Origin of the sequence: Chelativorans multitrophicus (genome assembly GCF_011317445.1) — a bacterium.
GTDB classification, from domain to species: Bacteria; Pseudomonadota; Alphaproteobacteria; order Rhizobiales; family Rhizobiaceae; genus Chelativorans; species Chelativorans multitrophicus.
This window is the reverse complement of the sequence record NZ_JAAAPL010000003.1, coordinates 157170-175431: the sequence shown is the minus strand read 5'-3', so window position 1 is coordinate 175431 and position 18262 is coordinate 157170. Positions and strand designations below refer to the sequence as shown.

Here is an 18262-nt window from a genome sequence, read left to right as displayed (position 1 = left end):
GGACATTGTATTCAAACAAGTTGCGTATGGGGTGTCATGGGAATGATCGTTTTAGCGGGGGTTCGTGCCGGATCAATAGCAGGTTGAATGCGTCTTCACCGATGACGCGCAACCTATCCCGGCCAGCAGTTGGCCAAGCGTGAATGGCTGCGGATTTTTCAGCGCTCCAGGTCTTTGGTTTTAGGTAAATCATAATGGGCAGTTCGGTAGCACCGGCGACAGCGATTTCTTCCATTTGGTCTCACCGGGCGCTTGTACTCGGAATGGCATGGCGCGAAGTCTTTGGGCGTTATCGCGGATCCATATTCGGCCTGCTTTGGTCCTTTCTAAACCCGATGCTAATGCTCGGCATATACACATTTGTCTTTAGCATCGTTTTCCGAGCGAGATGGAACTCCGGATCGGATTCCCGAACAGAGTTCGCAGTCGTGCTGTTCGCTGGCTTGATGGTTTACAGTCTGTTTGCGGAGGTCATCAACCGATCGCCGACTCTCATCCTGAACAACGTCAATTTCGTGAAGAAGGTGGTGTTTCCGCTGGAAATCCTGTCGATCGTTGCCTTGTTTGCAGCGCTATTTCATTTAGGGGTCAGCTTTCTCGTCTGGCTCCTGGCGTATCTGGTTCTCTTCGGCGTGCCCAGCGTCACGGCGGTTTTCTTTCCGCTGCTGCTGGTCCCGCTTTGCCTTTTCACTCTCGGGTGTTCATGGTTCCTCGCGTCGCTCGGCGTTTATCTGCGGGACGTCGGCCAGGTGGTGGGCGTTCTGACGACCATGCTCCTGTTTCTGTCACCGATCTTTTATCCGGTCGCCATGCTCCCGCCGGCCTTTCAGGCGGTTCTGCACCTCAACCCGCTGACATTCATCATCGAGCAGGCGCGCGGCGTTCTCATGTGGGGCGCTTTTCCGGACTGGACCGGCCTGTTCCTGCTCACCTGTCTCTCCGCGGTGGTGGCCTATCTTGGCTTTGCCTGGTTCCAGAAGACGCGAGGAGGGTTCGCGGATGTCCTCTGATCCTCTGATAAAGGTCGAGGGGCTGAGCAAATGCTATCACATTTTCAATACGCCCCGGGATCGCCTGCTGCAGATGCTGGCGCGCGGCCGCCGGCAATTTTACCGAGAGTTCTGGGCTCTGCGGGAGGTATCTTTCTCGATCGGGAGGGGAGAGACTGTCGGTATCATCGGCCGCAACGGTAGCGGCAAATCCACACTATTGCAGATTATCTGCGGCACGCTGCGCCCGACCTCAGGCACGGTGGAGACGAGAGGCCGCATCGCCGCACTGCTAGAATTGGGTGCCGGGTTCAATCCGGAATTCACCGGGCGCGAGAATGTATATCTGAACGGGGCCATTCTCGGACTGTCTCGAGCAGAAATCGATTCACGATTTGACGATATCGCGGCCTTTGCCGATATCGGTGATTATATAGATCAACCGGTGAAGACGTACTCGAGCGGCATGTTTGCGCGGCTGGCATTTGCTGTTTACAGCAATGTCGACGCGGATATCCTGATTGTGGATGAAGCCCTGGCCGTGGGCGACGCACGCTTCCAAGCAAAATGCATGAAGCGCATCAAAACAATCAGAGAGGATGGGGCGACCGTCCTTTTCGTGAGCCATGACGTGTCCTCGGTCCGGACGCTTTGTGAGCGTGCGATATGGCTGGACGCGGGCCGACTCATGATGGCCGGCGATGTCTTCCCGGTGACCGGGTGCTTCATGGAATATATGCTCGAGGGTGAGAAATCGGAACCGGTCGCAGCAGCACTGCCCGCCCTAGAATGCGAAACTCCGATAAATGCAGCCCCTGAAACCGCCTACGACTCAAAACCGGTAACGCACTGGGGGTCTCATCTGGGGTGCATAAAAAGCGCTGGACTATTTGCGCGCAACGGAGAACGCGCCGCTGCTTTTGAAATCGGAGAAGAAATGGAGGTTCGTATCGCCTTCAAAACTCCTCGTGATGCCAAGCCAGACTATCTGACGGTTGCTTTCTCCATCAAAGACCTCAAGGGCAGCGATCTTATTGTATCCTCCACATCTGATTGGGAGCGGTATGCGTTCAATGGCAATGGCGGAAGTTATCTCGTGCGCTTCCGGTTCAAAAATCCTCTAGTGCCTGGCCGGTATTTTTTGGTCGCCGCCATAGAGGACCGTTCTTCGCCAGCAATCCACTACTATGAGTATATCGAAGGCGCGCATTACTTCTCCTCCATGTCGAAAGTGCGCCTGTTCGGGATATTCCAGCCAGAAATTCAGCAAGAAGTGATTGAAACTCATGGCGGATATTGAAGTAAATAGCAGGCAATACTGGGATAAGCGCTTCCGGTCCGATTGGGATGCCAAAATGGGTCGTCAGCAATCGCGGTATTTTGCGCAGCTAGCGATCGAGCATTTGCCATCCTGGCTCGCTCAGGAAATCCGCGAGCAAAAGCTGACGATTTGCGATTGGGGATGCGCCGAGGGAGATGGCACAGACATTCTTGCCGGGCAGTTTGGCAGAGAATTGGTAACGGGCGTCGACTTCTCCTCAGAGGCGATTGAGCGGGCGCAAGCCGAGTATCCTCACCTGACGTTCTCTGTTGAAGACTGGATAGAAAATGACTCGCCCGAGGGGGTGTACGATATCGTCTTTTCGTCCAATACTCTCGAACACTTTCGAGAACCGCACGTTCCGCTGCTGCACTTGATGTCAGCGGCACGCAAATGTGTCGCGTTGCTGCTTCCCTATCGCGAGTTAGATCGTCATCACGAGCACTTCTATACCTTTCTTGCATCCAACATTGCTTTTGCGCCCTCGCGCGATTACGTGCTCGCCCATTCGGTTGTTATAGACTCGAAAGCGCGGCGGCCTGTCCACTGGCCAGGACTGCAGGTCCTTCTGCTCTATACTCGCCCCGAATTTGCCGCGCAGACAAATCTCTCTTTGAGCGACATCGAACTCGGAGACGAAAAGCTCCTCGAATCAAGAGAACGCACTTTGCAGCTGGAGAGGATGGTGGAAGAGGGAGAAAGAAGTAAAGTAGCGCAGCTCAGGCGCATAGACGAGCAGGAAGCTGAACTAGCGCATCATCGTCAAAGTATCGTTCTACTTGAGCGAGCGCTCGCTGCTCAGGCGCGTACATGCAGTAACCAGGTGGAACAGCTCAATGCAGTGCTGAATTCTACTTCTTGGAGAGTAACAGCGCCCCTACGAGCGCTTTCGCTGACGTCAGGTGCTTTCCGCGCCTCGTATGCCCTTCCAATGGCGAAGAGCATTTATCGGAAGCTGCCGGTCTCGATTAGGAGGAGGCTATATCCCTTTTCGCTTCGTGTAAGATCTATTTCCTGGATGTCGGAAGCACCTCTCTCCGGCACCTCGCGCAAATGGATCGACTTCCTGCGGGGGGAAAAGAAGATCGCCATCATTCCATGTGGCTTCGAATTTGACGAACTGGTAAACCAGAGACCGATAAACGCTGCGAAATACCTTGCGTCCCAAGGCTTCAAGGTGTTGTTTGTTGCTTGGCAGTGGGGTCGGGGGGAGCGCCTTGAAAAATCTAACACGGAAGTTTGGGAAGGTGTGTTCCAGGTATCGCTATATGATTTTGTTGATAACGTCTCGTTCTTTCCAGAGGGCATGGAGACTGGATACTTCGTTGTCACTATGCCGGCAGCCGTATTTACCGAGGCCACATTGGTTTTGCGCTCAAAAGGCGCGTCGATCATCTACGACATCATGGATGACTGGGAAGAGTTCGCCAAGGTAGGGCAGGCTGTATGGTATGATCGGAAGATCGAGGACAACTTGGTCCTACAGGCCGATTTGGTCTCGGCGGTGGCGCCCTGCCTCGCGGCGAAGTTTAGCTCGATCCGAAACGACATCACGGTGATCGGCAACGGATATGATCCACGGTTAATAGGTGAGTCTTGCCGCCGCATTTCAGCGCCCGCCGATGGTACTCCGGTCATCGGCTATTTCGGCCATCTGACCGACTCCTGGTTTGATTGGACTCAGCTCCTAAAGGTCGCCGAAAGCAATCAGGATCTGAGGTTCGAGATTATCGGCTACGGGGAGCCGCAATGGGCGACAGAAGCGGCCGCTAGGCTCAAGAATGTCAACCTGATCGGCAAGGTGCCTCCCTCCAGGCTGCATGAATTTGTGCGCCGCTGGTCGGCAGGAGTAATTCCGTTTATCGAGGGGCGCCTCTCTGAGGCCGTAGACCCTATAAAGCTATATGAATACCTGTACTTCGGATTGCCCGTCGTGGCGACCGGGATCAGACATGCGGCGCGGTACCCCATGACCCACGTTGCCGACCGGGGCGATCTTGGACCGGCTATCCGGCGCGCGCTGGGGACGCCGTGGAGTGAAGAGGCTGTGGAGTCCTTCCTGCAGGATACCACGTGGACCGCTCGCTTCGACGCTCTCTTCGCTACGACTTCCGATGCTACAATCAGGAAGCTCTATGCGGCGTGAAATCTGCTTTATTTATCCGTGGGCTACGTTCGGCGGCGTTGAGCGCATGCTCCTGAACCGCGCTGCGGCATTCGCCTCGGTCAACGCGCCCATCAGGATGAATCTTCACTTTCAGCACAATGCCGGTGGTCTGAAGCACCTGACCGAGGCAATCGGGCGACTTTCCTTAAGTGGCTTCTGCAGAATTGTAGAAACCCTACCCGATGATTGCGATCTGTTCGTGGCCATCGATAGCGAAGAAGCTGTAAACACGCTTTGCACGCAACGGCTGCGTTACATTGTCGAATGCCACACAGCATATGCGGAGAACAGAACCTATCTGAAAAGGCTGCCGGAGAGTTGCGAGAAGGTACTGGTGCCATCCGCTGAATTTCTTAAGAAAATTGTCATGGAGCATCCGCGCCTGAGCAAGAGATGCGAGTTAGTCCGCAATTTTGTGCCTTGGGATCTTCTGCCAAATGAAAATCGGAAAGAAATAAGCCTACCGGGATGGCATCGCCGGCCCATCTTGTTTCTCGGCCGGATGGATGGGCTAAAAAACCCATCAGAACTCTTGGACGCCTTCGAAGTCATTGAGGCGAACCGACCTGGGCAATTCCTTCTGCTCTTTTGCGGCCCGATTATGCCGGAGTTTGATCTCCAGAAGGAGTTGAAGACACGCCGTCTTATGAGCAGTTGTGTTTACATGCCACCGGTTCCTTTTACGTCCGTTCAGAAGCTGCTACGCGCCATTGCAACAAGGAAGGGGATATTCGTCTCGCCATCAAGGGACGAATCCTTCGGCCTGTCAGCGGCCGAGGCGATTTCGTACGGTGTGCCCGTGGTCCTGTCGGATATCGAAGCTCACCGCAGTCTTACTGGCACACATCGTGAGGCATTTACCTATGCTCTCGGCGATCCCAAGGGACTGGCGGCACGCGTCTTTGCCGTCATCGATAACTACGAATACATGTTGAACGCCGTCTCAGATCTCAGGAAGTCCCTCTCCTCCACGTCCTTCCTGAGCGACTGGAACAAGCTCATGACGGAATTGAAACTGTGACGAAAAAGGTCCTCTGTATTGTCGGCACTCGCCCCGAGGCCATTAAAATGGCGCCCGTCATTCTGGCATTGAAGCAACAGCCATGGGCCGTGGTTCATGTGCTGGCCACCGCGCAGCACAGGCAAATGCTGGACCAGGTTTTGAATTTCTTCGGCATTGTGCCCGATAGTGACCTGAACGTAATGCGCCCCAACCAGGACCTTACCGAGCTTACCGCGCGGCTCCTTGTCGGGGCCGGCGAGGTATTGGACCGGGAGCGGCCCGACGTGGTGCTGGTGCAGGGGGACACAACCACTGTTATGGCGGTCGCCATTGCCGCGTTCTATCGCCGGATCGCACTCGGGCATGTGGAGGCCGGCCTGCGAACGGGGGATATCCGCAACCCCTTTCCCGAGGAGGCGAACCGGGTCATCGCCGGCAGGTTGGCGCGCTGGCATTTCGCTCCGACAGAGGGCGCAAAGCAGAATTTGCTGCGTGAAGGGGTCTCGGAGGATCGCATTTTCGTGACGGGTAATACCGTTATCGATGCGCTCCTCAACACCGCGGAGCGCAGGATCGACAGTGGCCTCAACCTTCCGGAAGGGAGGCGTATCGTCCTGATTACTGCGCACCGGCGCGAGAACTTTGGCGAACCCATCCGGCGCATTTGTGCGGCGCTTAAGGAATTGGCGCTGCGGAATCCGGACGTGCACCTCGTCTACCCGGTTCATCCCAATCCTAATGTAAAGGAGGTGGCCGAGACGATGCTTGCCGGGTTGCAAAACGTGCAGCTTTGCGCTCCGCTAGACTATGCGCCTTTCGTTTCCGTCATGCGCCGCTCACACCTGATCATCAGCGATTCTGGCGGAGTTCAGGAAGAAGCACCCGCGCTCGGCAAACCTGTTCTCGTCCTGCGGGATGAGACGGAGCGTCCTGAGGCGGTGGCCGAGGGCGTGGTAAAGCTGGTGGGCACGGATCACGATTACATCGTTTCTCAGGTGCAGCTTCTGCTTGACGATGCCGATGCCTATAAAAATATGTCCCGCGGTGTCTCTCCTTATGGAGACGGAATGGCGTCGCAGCGCGTCATCGAAATCCTGGCGTGTGATACTGCCGGGCGGGGTTGAGGCTTCTACTCACTCACACTGCATGGCATCTTTTCCGCAGGCCATGATATATATAGTTGGTCATGTAGTAGCAGCTCTTCAGCTTGCTATAACCAAGATGCTGTGTGTAGATGATCCAGGGCCATTTTGCCGACCGGAACTTATTGCCGGAGAGCGATGCAGAGTTAACACGATAGTTGGCTAGCGGAACATCGCTTGGAGTCGCGAAAACCGGCTCACCGAGGCGCTGCAGAGCCTGGAGCCAAAACAAGTAATCTTCAGCGCCGACATTCTCGAATCGGAGATCCTGTAGACGGCTCTTCTTGTAAACCGCCGTGAGATTACCGATGAAGTTTGAGCGCAGCATGCGATGGTAATCTGTGCTTTCCGGCGCTCGAACAGATCCGATCGGCTGGCCATCCGGTCTCATGCGAATATAGTCGCCAAAGGTGATGGCGGTGCCGCTCGCCTTTATGAACTGTAGCTGTCTGTCGAGCTTCATGGGATGCCAAAAGTCGTCGCTGTCAAGAAAAGCGATATAGCTTCCCTGAGCGAGGTCCAAAGCTCGATTTCGGGAAGCCGCGGCACCCAGCCGTCGGTAATTGGTGAGCTGGCGAATCCTGGGTTCGGCTTTCGAAACTTCCTCAACGATTTGCGCCGTTTCATCGTCCGAACAATCATCGATGACGATCAATTCCCACGCCAGATAGGTCTGGGCACATACAGAGCTTATCGCGTCCATAATGAACGGTGCCGCATTGCGCGCTGGCATAACGACGCTGACGAGAGGGAGGGTGCTATGCATTTTCTAAACTTCTTGAATATTGGCTTATGTGCCGTCCGTATCGACCGACATAATGTTCTTGAAAATAATCGCGGTAACGGGTCTCCCAAAGCGCCCTGGCATTCATTCCAGCTCGCCTCATGTCACTAAGATGCAGTTCAGCTATCCATCGGTTTAAAGGGTCAAGCCCCTCTTCTATGGCCCATCCAGAACCATGCCTCTCGACTCTTTGGCCGGGAGGGGTGCCTCTCGTGGTCAGCAGCCCACGTCCGAGCATAAGATGCTCGTAATACTTGTTTGGCGCTGCATAGGCATGATTGGGATTGCTCAGGTAATAAAAACCGCAATAACATGCACTTGCCGCATAAGCGCGACGCCCTCCGCCCATTGCATCGGGCCGTAGTAGGTGATGTTCCCGCTCCGGGACGCCGCAAGCCTGACTTCTTGTTCCCGCGCTCCATACCCGGCGATGTGAAGGTGTATATCGGCGCGGGAGGATGCGAACGCCACAAGGTCCTCGATACCACGATGGCGTCGCTCCAATACGCCGAAGTAGCCGATATGGAGGGTTCCGGAATATTCCGGTATCTCCTCTGCACCCAGATCCTCAAGAGGTACGTTTTCGAGAATCAGCGGGGCATTTGCGCCTTTCTGCAACCTGTGCTGCTCGACCCGTTCTTCTGCAGCGATGATGCAGAGATGGGCTTCGCGGGCCAAATAGGATTCCATACAATTCATAATCCTGGATGCGTAGCCAGACACACCCCGTGAAGATGAGTATTGGTCATAAATATCGAAAATGAATTTCTTCCTGAATAACCAGCAGAAGAGATAACCCACCAATGCTGTATCCAGGTCTGCGCAGTGGACCGCTGCTATTTTTTCCCGGTGTTTGTATAAGGTGGCGAGCAAGTATCGCTGCCAACGAAGAAACCCTATGAAATTCCCCCACCTTGCACCTATCCGGGTGCCGCTGCGGTAGATGACTTTGTAAGGTGCGGGCTCATAGTCCGCGCCCGCGCGCGCCCATCCGATGAACATGAACTCTTCGTTTACGAGCTCGGCGCATCGGAAGAATTTTCTTATTCTCGAATCGTAGTCCGATAGGTAGGACCTTACAAATGCGATCAGCAATGTGTCACCGCGAGCGTTTTCGAATATCTGTTTATGTACTCGATAAACGAACGCGTCAAGCGTCGTCGGCGCTGTGTACAACAAGTTTAGGGCGCGTGAGGATTATCGATATCGGGGCGGTAGGCACTTTCAGCGGCAGACCAGCAACTTCTGCCGCCTCTCCAGGGGAGTCTGGGCTATTCACACCTTGGTGTCAGTCGGCTAGTGAAGCACCCGTGTTTACAATGCGGAGGCTTGGTGAAAGCCGACCACAATTATCATCGGCCGAGGCCCAAAGATTTTTGGGAAATTGCGGGCGGCCCGCAAGACGATTGTCGGGCCGAAATAGCCACCCCGGTCGGTTCTGGGGCCGGCAGCGCATCTCGCATTTCAGGAGATCAGCGGAATAGAGCCTGTATGCGCAGGTTCAAACCATCTACTGATTATGCTGGAGCTCAGGATCGAGGCTGAGTGATCCAGATTTTCCACTCCGTCAGCCGATGCATCGGAGAGCGTCGCCCATCACGCAAAAATGATCAGAGTGCCAGCAAAGTGTCGGCGACAAACCGAGGCCCAAGCCCGCGATAATCTTGTTCAAGCCGGAATACACTCCCAGCGAGGGGCTGTAACCTGCGTTCCACGCCTCTATTCGCGGTGGTTGCATAAATGGTTCGGAGATCCTCACCGCCGAATGCGATTTTTGTCACCCGGCCCACGGGTAGCTCAATATGGGCTTCATATCGACCGCTTGGCGAGAAACGCGTGATTCTACTGCCATCCCAGTGAGCGATCCAGACATTGCCGGCTGAATCCATGACGAGACCATCGGGGATGCCCCATTCTCTCGGCCATTCCGTGAACAACCGCTTGTTTGTGAAGGAACCGTCGGCCTCGCGGTCGAATACGTACACTTCGTGCACTTCGGAATTGACTGTAAAGATGCGCGGGTTGGCGGGATCGGCGAACGGTCCGTTGAAGACAATATAGCCTTCGTCGAATTTCAGGAGGCGCCCGTCCGGGAACAACTTGTATGCTGACCCGGTCGGATTCCTTAAGCCGAGGTCCAAAGTACCGAAGATAAGGCCGCCATCGATGTCGACGGTGCCGTCATTGATGCGGTTGCCGGCGATGCCGGGTTCGGGATCGATGATCAACCGTAGTTCCCGACGGTTCAGATCGTAGGCATATAGGCCGTCCTCGAGGCCCAGGACTACAGTATCGACCTTATATGTAAGCGCCGCGAACCCGACCTGCTGTGGAAGCGCGTAGCGGCGAACCTGGTTGGATCCGGGTACAAAGGCCCAAAGAGCCGGGTTGGTAGAATCCACGCAATACAGCGTGCCATTTCTCGGGTCCCAAATCGGCCCTTCGCCAGTTTCCATTCCTGCTTCGAAAAAAACATCCATTCCTACAGCCGGGGATCAAAAACGAACTTCACGCCTTCGGCCGACATGGAGCGGTCGAAGGCAGTCTTCCAGGCGTGCAATGCGCAGACATCAGAGACAAGGGGCTCAAGATCCACCTTCCGGTCGCGAATCAGCTTCATCGCCCGAAGCCAAGACTTCGGGGTTGATGCAAATCCTGCGGTAATCTTGAGTTCCTTGTAGCAGACGTAATCGAAGGGAAGCTGCGAATCCCTGCCGACAATCCCCATCTGCATCAGGTGGCCGCCTTTCGTGAGTGCCGCCAAGGCGTCGGCGATGCCGTATGGAGAACCCGAGCACTCGACGACACGGTCGAAACTCTGAGGGACGAGGGGCGTGTCATTGTCACTGACGCTGAATCCAAGCCGTTCGGCGAGATCGAGTCTGGCCTTGTCCTTGGTCGTGCCGCGGATATTGACGTTCGCTCCTGCCGCCCGCGCGACCTGCGCCGCGATGAGGCCGATCGCTCCGGGGCCGATGACAAGAACCTCATTATCAGGGCCGACATAGTTGTATTCGCCGGCCATGGAATTTGTCACGAAAGCGACGGGTTCTGCCATGGAAGCCGCGGCATCCGACATGAAATCAGGAACGGCGTGCAGTCCATGGGACGGCACCTCGACCCAGCGCGTCATCGCTCCGTTGGCATGGGTGCCGATCGACTTGCGATTGGCGCACATGTTCGGCCTACCGTTCCGGCAATAGGCGCAGGTGTGACATACCGAATAAAACGTCTCAGTGACGACACGCTTGCCGACAAGCGCCGGATCGACGCCTTCCCCGGCGTCACAAACAAAGCCGCAAACTTCATGACCCACGATTACCGGTGGGACAACCTTATATTCACCCTTCAGGATGTGGATGTCCGTGCCGCAAATACCAGCGGCGGCAACCTCCAGCACAACGTTGCCGTGTCCTGCGATTGGCCGAGGGAACTCGATCAGGTCCATCTCGCCGGACTCATTGCTCAGTTTGGTGATGCCTTGCATTGTTCTCTCGATTTTTGTTCAAAGCCTGCTTGTTCTCGATGCGGATGCCGAGACCAACGAACAGGGATTGGAGAATTGTGGATGTCACCGATATCGATCGGATCCCGTTCAAGTTGGAATCCTGGACAAACAGCGCTCTTGTTGCGATGTCAGCCAGCGGGCTTTCCTTACTGTCGGTGATGGCGATCACCTCGACATTGGCCTCTTTTGCTGCCCGCGCGGTCGCGATGACATCTTCGGCATACTTGGCGAAACTGATTGTAATGAGGACATCGTTCTTGTCGAGAATGGCCGCCTGGCGCTGTAGCAGGCCACCGGGCCCGTCGAACAGGACGGTTTTGCAGCCCAACATCGACAGGCCGTAAAAGAGGTAGGACGCCAGCGGAAATGCCCGCTTTTGGCCGATGACCGCGATCAGGTTGGCCGAAGCCATGGCCTCGACGATTTTCTCCATCTCCTGGACATCCACTTCGGCACGACAGGCCTGAAGCGCCGATATGTTGGCATCGAAAAACGCGTCGAGCACATGTCCTATCGTTGAAACCTGACCGGCCCCGGGTCGGGTCAGTTTGCTGGTCAGGCCGACATAGGAGTTCTGTCCTGTAATCGCCTGGGAGCGGAGGAGCCTCTGCATCTCCGAAAAGCCGCTGAATCCAAGCAGCTTGGCGAAGCGAACGATTGCCGACGGCGCAATATCCAGCATACGCGCGAGTTCGGTAATCGAGTGTATCGGAACCTCATGCGCTCGCTCGATGATGAAGTCGGCAACGGCGCGCAGCTTCTGCGGCATCGACATGCGGCGAAGCCGGATGAGATTAATGAGGCCGTCGGCCGATGTCGGCGGCTCTATCACCGGATCCAGAATCGCGTCGATGGATTTGTTTTCGGCGGCCATCAAGCCACCTCGGCTATCGACGTGCTTTGCTTTGTAGAGCTCCACATATCCACCACCTTCGCGTAGTTCCCCTTGATCTCATTGACGGTTTCTTCGTCCGTCGAGATACCGGCGAACCATTTCCTTGCGGGGTCCATAAAGATCGACCGTCCAACAGCGAATCCTTGGCAGAACGGCTGCTGTGCGGCAAGCTCGATAGGTATGCGCAAATCTTCGATCGGCTGGCTGAGGCCCAGCAGAATAACTCCACGGCAGTAGGGATCGAAGCTCTTGACCATACTCTCGAGCTGATCCCATGCGTCTGCTGTTTCGAAGCCGGAAAGCTTCAGCCAATCGGGCTTGAGGCCGGCAGCGTAGAGCTCGCCGACCGCAGCAATGAGCAGCGCGTCGGACCGCTCAAGGTCCAGCGGGAGAATGACCTCCAGCATCCACTCCTGTCCACGGCCGCGGCAGCAGGCTTGCAGCCTTTTGAGGCTCGCCTGTTGCTCGTTCTTGAGTGCGATGTCATCGCCTGGATGATACCAGACCAGCACCTTGGCGACGTGCTTCGGGTTCCACGCGGAGATGGTTTCCTCAAGCGAATCTTCGGCTTCAAAACGCAGCGGACGAGAGCCCGTTTCTTCCACCGGGCGGCCGACCCACCAGCCGTCTTCGGTCAAGGCCTCCATCACATCGGTGCCGTAATGCTGATCGATCAGGACGCCGGGATTGGCAAGACCGCGTTCTCCGGCAACTTCCTTTGCGGCGCGGGCGATCAATTTCTTGAAAGCGATGGCGTCAGCCTTAGAGCGCCCGGTTTCGGCTATCAGCTGGGCGAAGGGGACGCGATGGTCGAAAGCAAGCGCGGTGAGGCCTCTTTCAACACGAGGCCGTTTCAGCACCGCATGCAGCCGTTCCAGCTCGCTGCCCTTCGCTATCAGATCCACCGCTGATTCATCTTCAATTGTTTCGATCTCTGCCAGGAATGGCATGGCGTCAGAGCATGCATGACGCGACACAACGAGCGCACCATTCAGGTTACCTCTGCGCAAACATGCGTTGACAGGCTCGCCTTGCAGCCAAAGCGAAAGGAACCCCGCGAGGAAAGCGTCGCCCGCGCCGACGACATTTAGGACGTAGACTTTGAAGCCCGGGACAGGTCTCCATTCGGACCGAGGCGGTATCTCACCGGCAAACGCGATGGAGCCCTCGGCGCCGAGCTTCAAAACGAGAAGAGCCGACGTGTTGCCGCGGACCTTCTTCAAAGCCTCGACAATATCGTTGCTTCCACCGAGCCTCAGGAACTCCTCCTCGTTGCCGACGACGATATTGATCTTGTCCAGCAGATCATTGATTGAACTGACGACACCCTCAATGCCGCCCGGCGACTGCTCCCACAGGGCCTTGCGGAAGTCGATGTCCAGAACGACCTTGCCTGCGGCCTCGCGGGCGGTCTCGACGGCTTTGCGCAGGGCGTCGGCGGTACCCGGTTCCGACATGTGCGTGCCGGTCAGCGCCAGTAATCTGGATTGGCGGACCTTTTCCGCTTCACGGTCACCGAAACCAACCGCCATGTCCGCGGCGCGGTCACGGTAGAAATCGAGCGCGATCGCATCGGCACGCTGCATTCCAAGGAACGCGAGGGCGGTTCGTCGCTGGGGATTTGCCGTAACGCAGGTATTATCAACGCCTGCTTTGGCGAGTTCGGCGCGGATATACCGTCCCATCGGGTCTTCTCCGGTACTCGAAATCATCGCCGTCTTCAGACCGAGCCTTGCGCAGCCAATCGCCAAGTTTCCGCTTGAGCCGCCGACGTAGCGTCGGAATGTCGCGGTGTCCTCCAGGGATGTGCCCTTTTGTTCGCCATAAAGATCGACTGCGATCCGGCCTAATGCAGCAACGTCGAATTGCACGACAACTCTCCTCCGAACATGCGCGTCCATTCGTTTTTTGCTAGAATGTTATTTTCATTCAGTCAACGAATTGATCTTGCAACAATAGAAAAAAATGTCTAAACGAGTGCTGCGGTTGATGGGAGGAATGCGACGGAATGGAAGTGCTCTCTGGTAAGGTCGCCCTGGTGACGGGCGCTGCGCGCGGGTTGGGAGAAGCGATCGCGGTGGAGCTTGCCGCCCAAGGCGCAAGGGTTGCCCTGCTGGACGTTCTCGACGAGCTTGGCGCTGAAGTCGCAGAAAATATTAAGAAATCCAGCGGAAATGCATATTACCGGAATTGCGATATCCGCGATACTGAAGAAGTCAGATCGGCCGTTGACGAAGTCTATTCCACTTACGGCAAGCTCGATGTTCTGGTGAACAACGCGGCTGTGAGCACGGCGCCCACGTCAATCCCAGAGCTCTCTGAGGAGACGTGGAACAATATTTTCAACGTCAACGTCTCCTCCATCTATCGCTTTTGCCGTTTCGTCCTGCCGCGCATGCAGGAAGCGGGCGGCGGCGCTGTGATTAACATGTCGTCTGTGCACCAAAGCCATTCGCTGACCGGATGGACCGCCTACGCCGCCACCAAAGGCGCGATCATTTCGATGTCGCGGCAATTGGCGGCCGAATGGGGGCGCTTCAACATCCGGGTCAACACAGTCTCGCCCGGTGCGATTGACGCGACGATGACACGTCAGATTCTCGACCGCGATCCGACCGGCCGGCAGGAAGCAGCCTTCCGGCACATGCATGCACTGGAGCGTCTCGGCAGGTCGGAGGAAGTCGGCAAGACGGTGGCATTCCTGGCGTCCGACGGCGCGGGTTTCATCACGGGTGAGGACATTCTTGTCGATGGCGGGCTGACCAAGCTCTGCCGCCTTTGACAGATGGGCCGCGGGCCTGGGCTGGGCGGCGGCGATTTCGTATCCAACCAAGGAGGAGAAGTACATGAAGAAGATACTGGCTGGCCTGCTGATGGGTGCTGCACTCGTCTCGGGTTCAAGCGCTTTCGCGGACGAATGCAAGGTCGGCGTGTCGGTGTATACCCTGAACAGTCGCTTCATGGCAGCGCTGCAGCAGGCGGCCATCGCCAAGGCACAGGCACTGGGCTGCGAAGTGGTTTCGACTGACGCCCAGAACGATCTTACGAAGCAGATCAGCGATGTCGAGGATTTGCTGGCCGGCGGCGTCAACGTTCTTGTGATCGATCCTTATAACCAGGGCGGCCTCGTCGCCACGGTCAACAATGCGGCCGCCCAGGGGATTCCTGTCGTCGTTATGGACAACACGATGGATGCGAGCGCCAAGTTCGTCACCATGGTCCAATCCTCCAACATCAAGAACGGCACGCTCGTCGGCGAATGGGTCGCCAAGAAGATGGGCGACACGCCGATGAAAATTGCGCTCTTGTCTGGTCAGGAAGGCAGCGGTGCCGGTCTCGAACGCCGGAGCGGGTTGCTGCTCGGGATTTCAGAGGAGCAGCTGCGTTCGCTTGGCAAGACGAATTATGAGATCGTCGCGCAGCGCTACACCGATTGGACGTCCGATGCGGGCCTCCGCGCGATGGAGGATATCCTCACCGCGCATCCGGATGTCAACGTGGTCCTGAGTGAAGCCGACATCATCAATTTCGGCGCGATGAGGGTTCTGGACGAAAAGGGCAAAAACGACGTCCTTGTCGCGGCTGCCGCTGACGGCCAGAAGGAAGCTTATGCCTTCATCAAGGAGGGCAAATATGGTGCGACTGGCCTCAATGATCCGACCCTTGTCGCCAATACCGCTGTCGAAATCGCAGTGAAGGCCTTCAGGAAAGAACTCGGCGACGGCGTTCAGAAGCTGACGCTTACCGAACCGGCTGCCGTCCACGCCGAAAACGTCGACGAGTACTATAACCCGGATTCAGTTTTCTGATCTTCGGACTTCGGCGGCGGGGAGACCCGCCGCCGATGTTCAGTGTGTGACCATGACAGACTTCGTCCAACTTATCGGCATCGAAAAGCATTTCGGCGGGATCGCGGCGCTCAAGAGCGTGGATTTCACCGTTAAATCCGGGGAAGTGCATGCCCTCATAGGTGAAAACGGGGCGGGCAAGTCAACGCTCATGGGAGTGCTTAGCGGCAATGTGATCCCTACCGCGGGGACGATCAGTGTTGAAGGATGTGTGAGGCGGTTTTCCACCCCTGGTGATGCCATCGCCGCGGGCATTGCCATGATCCATCAGGAACTCGTCCTTGCTCCTGATCTCACGGTCGCCGAAAACATATTCATGAATCGGATGCCCCGGTTGATCGATTGGGCAAAGCTCCGTCGCGACGCTGCCCAGATACTCGACCGGCTTGGCTTTGAAATCGACCCGGGCGCCACCATCGGCGACCTACCTTTGGCGCAACGTCAGATCGTTGAGATTGCCAAGGCGCTTTCGCTCAACGCGCGGCTGATCATTTTCGACGAACCGACGGCGGTGCTCGGTCCATCCGACGCGCGGCGGCTCCTGAACTTGATCAGGTCACTGCGTAGCGAAGGCGTGGCCATCGTCTACATCTCGCATCGTCTCGACGAAGTTGCCGATATCGCAGACCGTGTCACGGTTCTCAATGACGGTTCCCTTATCGCGACCAGGGCGGCAAAGGACGTTACCATCGAGGAGATGGTAAGATTGATGGTCGGTCGCCCCATATCCGCGTTGTTCGGCGAGAAACGGACATCACCCTTTGGAGCGGAGATTTTCCGCGTCGAGTCGCTTACCGCTGGGCCGCTCGTGCAAGATCTGTCGTTCGGCGTTCGAGCCGGTGAAATCGTCGGACTTGGCGGCCTCATCGGATCAGGTCGCACGGAGACGGCGCGCGCCATTTTCGGCGCCGACAAACGGGAATCCGGACGGATTTTCATCGATGGCTCCCAAGTGAAAATCAGGGACCCGCGCGACGCCGTCAAAGCGGGGATCGGCCTCGTTCCGGAGGACCGCCGGGGCCAGGGTGTCGTTATCGATGCCTCCATCCGGATCAACACGACGATGACGTCGCTCAGGAGATTTTCCCCGGCGGGAATCATCAAGCGAACTTTCGAGCGCCGCTTCGTGGGAGAAAAGATAGCTGCGCTCAAAGTGAAATCGGCGGGCATCGACGCGCCCGTACAGTCACTTTCAGGCGGCAATCAACAGAAAGTCGTCATCGGCAAATGGGTCGACGTCGCAAGCAAGGTGATCATCCTGGATGAGCCCACTCGCGGTGTCGACGTGGGTGCGAAATCGGAAATTTACGCGATCATTCGACGCCTGGCCGATGAAGGCAGAGCCGTGCTGCTGATCTCGTCGGACCACCAGGAGCTCTTCGGCCTGTGCGACCGGGTGCTTGTGATGGGCAGGGGGCGAATCCGGTCGGAGCTTCTGCCTGGCGAATTCGACGAAGAGCGGCTGCTCTCGGCCTCGCTCGCAATCGAACCAATACAAACGACCGTGAGAACGGATCAAAACCCTGCGGGCTGAAACCTGCAGAGGAAGGAATTCGGAGTTGACCATGACGCCGTTGCAGAACGTTCAGCATTTCCGCAGCAACGCCATTAAGACCGAGAGGCATAGACAAGGCGTCAAGTTTTTGAGCTTTACACGCCGTTACGGCACGCTTGTCATCTTCGTTCTCCTCGTTGCTGCGGCGGCATATATCTCGACCGACTTCCTGACATTGCGGAACGTGATGAACCTGCTCAGGCAGGCATCGACGACCATCATCATGGCGATCGGCATGCTCTTCGTCGTGCTCACCCGCGGCATCGACCTGTCGATCGGATCGGTCCTTGCCGTGGGCGGCGTGATTGCCGCGCTTCTCGCGCCGGAGTGGGGATTGCCTGCATCAATTGCCGTTGCGCTGGTCGCTGGTCTTATTTGCGGACTCGCATGCGGCACTCTCATCGCGTATCTCAGGCTGCCCCCGTTCGTCATAACCTTGGCTATGATGACGGTGGCTCGCGGCTCTGCCTTTATCCTGACCGGCGGGCAGCCCATCATGCTCAACGACGCGGCCAGTGGGTTAAGTGCTTTTGCCGGCGGCTACATCGGCCCGGTCCCCTATCCCGTGCTGCTGATGGCAGCGATCGTTCTGCTGGGAACCTTTGTGCTCATGTTCACTTCGTTCGGGCGCCTGGTGAAGGCGATCGGTTCGAACGAGGAGGCTGTGCGCCTGTCCGGCATACGGACACAACGCTATATCGTGGCGGTTTATGTCATTTCGGGTTTCATGGCGGCGCTTGCCGGTGTGCTGATCACCGGCCGGACCGGTGTCGGAGCGCCCAATGTCGGCGTCGGATTCGAATTGCAGGTCATAGCCGCCGTCGTCATCGGTGGCGCAAGCCTCATGGGCGGCCGGGGCGATGCGCTGAACACCGTGCTTGGCGCGCTCATCCTGGCCATTATCGGCAACATCATGAATCTTTCCAACGTACCAGGCTATACACAGCAGGTGATTATGGGTGCGGTCATCGTCGCGGCTGTGATCCTTCAGAAGATTCAGAACCAGAAAATGAGCTGATAGCCGTCCGCTCATCGACCGGGAAGACATTG

The 18262-nt window shown here is 56.7% G+C and carries 16 protein-coding genes; 9 read left to right on the top strand and 7 right to left on the bottom strand.

The window, feature by feature from the left end; genetic code table 11:
- Positions 1-34 precede the first annotated feature (34 nt).
- Entirely contained in the window at positions 35-235 is a 201-nt protein-coding gene (locus GNP00_RS15270) for a hypothetical protein (protein ID WP_157038129.1), read from the bottom strand.
- On the opposite strand from GNP00_RS15270, the gene GNP00_RS15265 reads away from it, so the two are divergent.
- From GNP00_RS15265 to wecB, 5 genes are read left to right on the top strand one after another with little or no spacing between them, the layout of a single operon-like run.
- The gene (locus GNP00_RS15265) at positions 195-1010 is read left to right on the top strand and encodes an ABC transporter permease (protein ID WP_011583002.1); all 816 of its coding nucleotides are present in this window, start codon (positions 195-197) and stop codon (positions 1008-1010) included. The genes GNP00_RS15270 and GNP00_RS15265 overlap by 41 nt on opposite strands.
- Positions 1000-2289 (top strand): ABC transporter ATP-binding protein, encoded by a 1290-nt coding sequence (locus GNP00_RS15260; protein ID WP_011583003.1) that lies wholly within the window; start codon positions 1000-1002, stop codon positions 2287-2289. Before GNP00_RS15265 ends, GNP00_RS15260 begins: the two co-directional genes overlap by 11 nt.
- Positions 2276-4456: a methyltransferase domain-containing protein gene (locus GNP00_RS15255; RefSeq protein WP_011583004.1), complete on the top strand. Its 2181-nt coding sequence runs from the start codon at positions 2276-2278 to the stop codon at positions 4454-4456. The genes GNP00_RS15260 and GNP00_RS15255 overlap by 14 nt, the downstream gene beginning before the upstream one ends.
- Positions 4446-5498 (top strand): glycosyltransferase family 4 protein, encoded by a 1053-nt coding sequence (locus GNP00_RS15250; protein ID WP_011583005.1) that lies wholly within the window; start codon positions 4446-4448, stop codon positions 5496-5498. The genes GNP00_RS15255 and GNP00_RS15250 overlap by 11 nt, the downstream gene beginning before the upstream one ends.
- On the top strand, positions 5495-6604 hold the full coding sequence (gene wecB / locus GNP00_RS15245; RefSeq protein WP_011583006.1) for a non-hydrolyzing UDP-N-acetylglucosamine 2-epimerase: 1110 nt from the start codon (positions 5495-5497) through the stop codon (positions 6602-6604). The genes GNP00_RS15250 and wecB overlap by 4 nt, the downstream gene beginning before the upstream one ends.
- A 13-nt stretch (positions 6605-6617) precedes the next feature.
- Here the strand turns inward: wecB and GNP00_RS15240 are convergent, their stop codons facing one another.
- The 6 genes from GNP00_RS15240 to iolC form a co-directional block, all read right to left on the bottom strand.
- Positions 6618-7388: a glycosyltransferase family 2 protein gene (locus GNP00_RS15240; protein WP_011583007.1), complete on the bottom strand. Its 771-nt coding sequence runs from the start codon at positions 7386-7388 to the stop codon at positions 6618-6620.
- Positions 7389-7694: 306 nt separating this feature from the next.
- Positions 7695-8408, bottom strand: coding sequence for a glycosyltransferase family 4 protein (locus GNP00_RS15235; RefSeq protein ID WP_166016145.1), 714 nt, complete (start codon positions 8406-8408; stop codon positions 7695-7697).
- Positions 8409-9016: 608 nt separating this feature from the next.
- Positions 9017-9862 (bottom strand): SMP-30/gluconolactonase/LRE family protein, encoded by an 846-nt coding sequence (locus GNP00_RS15230; protein WP_166016143.1) that lies wholly within the window; start codon positions 9860-9862, stop codon positions 9017-9019.
- A gap of 26 nt (positions 9863-9888) precedes the next feature.
- Positions 9889-10893 (bottom strand): zinc-dependent alcohol dehydrogenase, encoded by a 1005-nt coding sequence (locus GNP00_RS15225; protein ID WP_041544892.1) that lies wholly within the window; start codon positions 10891-10893, stop codon positions 9889-9891.
- Positions 10865-11788 (bottom strand): MurR/RpiR family transcriptional regulator, encoded by a 924-nt coding sequence (locus GNP00_RS15220; RefSeq protein WP_011583011.1) that lies wholly within the window; start codon positions 11786-11788, stop codon positions 10865-10867. The genes GNP00_RS15225 and GNP00_RS15220 overlap by 29 nt, the downstream gene beginning before the upstream one ends.
- Positions 11788-13680 carry a 5-dehydro-2-deoxygluconokinase gene (gene iolC / locus GNP00_RS15215; RefSeq protein WP_011583012.1) on the bottom strand — a complete coding sequence of 631 codons (1893 nt, stop codon included), beginning with the start codon at positions 13678-13680 and terminating at the stop codon, positions 11788-11790. Before iolC ends, GNP00_RS15220 begins: the two co-directional genes overlap by 1 nt.
- A 137-nt stretch (positions 13681-13817) precedes the next feature.
- Here iolC and GNP00_RS15210 point away from each other — a divergent pair, with 137 nt between their 5' ends.
- The 4 genes from GNP00_RS15210 (at position 13818) to GNP00_RS15195 (ending at position 18230) form a co-directional block, all read left to right on the top strand.
- Positions 13818-14591, top strand: a complete 774-nt coding sequence (locus tag GNP00_RS15210; RefSeq protein WP_011583013.1) for an SDR family NAD(P)-dependent oxidoreductase — start codon at positions 13818-13820, stop codon at positions 14589-14591.
- Positions 14592-14655: 64 nt separating this feature from the next.
- Positions 14656-15618 (top strand): substrate-binding domain-containing protein, encoded by a 963-nt coding sequence (locus GNP00_RS15205; protein WP_011583014.1) that lies wholly within the window; start codon positions 14656-14658, stop codon positions 15616-15618.
- Positions 15619-15670: 52 nt separating this feature from the next.
- Positions 15671-17191, top strand: coding sequence for a sugar ABC transporter ATP-binding protein (locus GNP00_RS15200; RefSeq protein WP_011583015.1), 1521 nt, complete (start codon positions 15671-15673; stop codon positions 17189-17191).
- A gap of 31 nt (positions 17192-17222) precedes the next feature.
- Positions 17223-18230: an ABC transporter permease gene (locus tag GNP00_RS15195; RefSeq protein ID WP_011583016.1), complete on the top strand. Its 1008-nt coding sequence runs from the start codon at positions 17223-17225 to the stop codon at positions 18228-18230.
- The last annotated feature ends 32 nt before the right edge of the window (positions 18231-18262 follow it).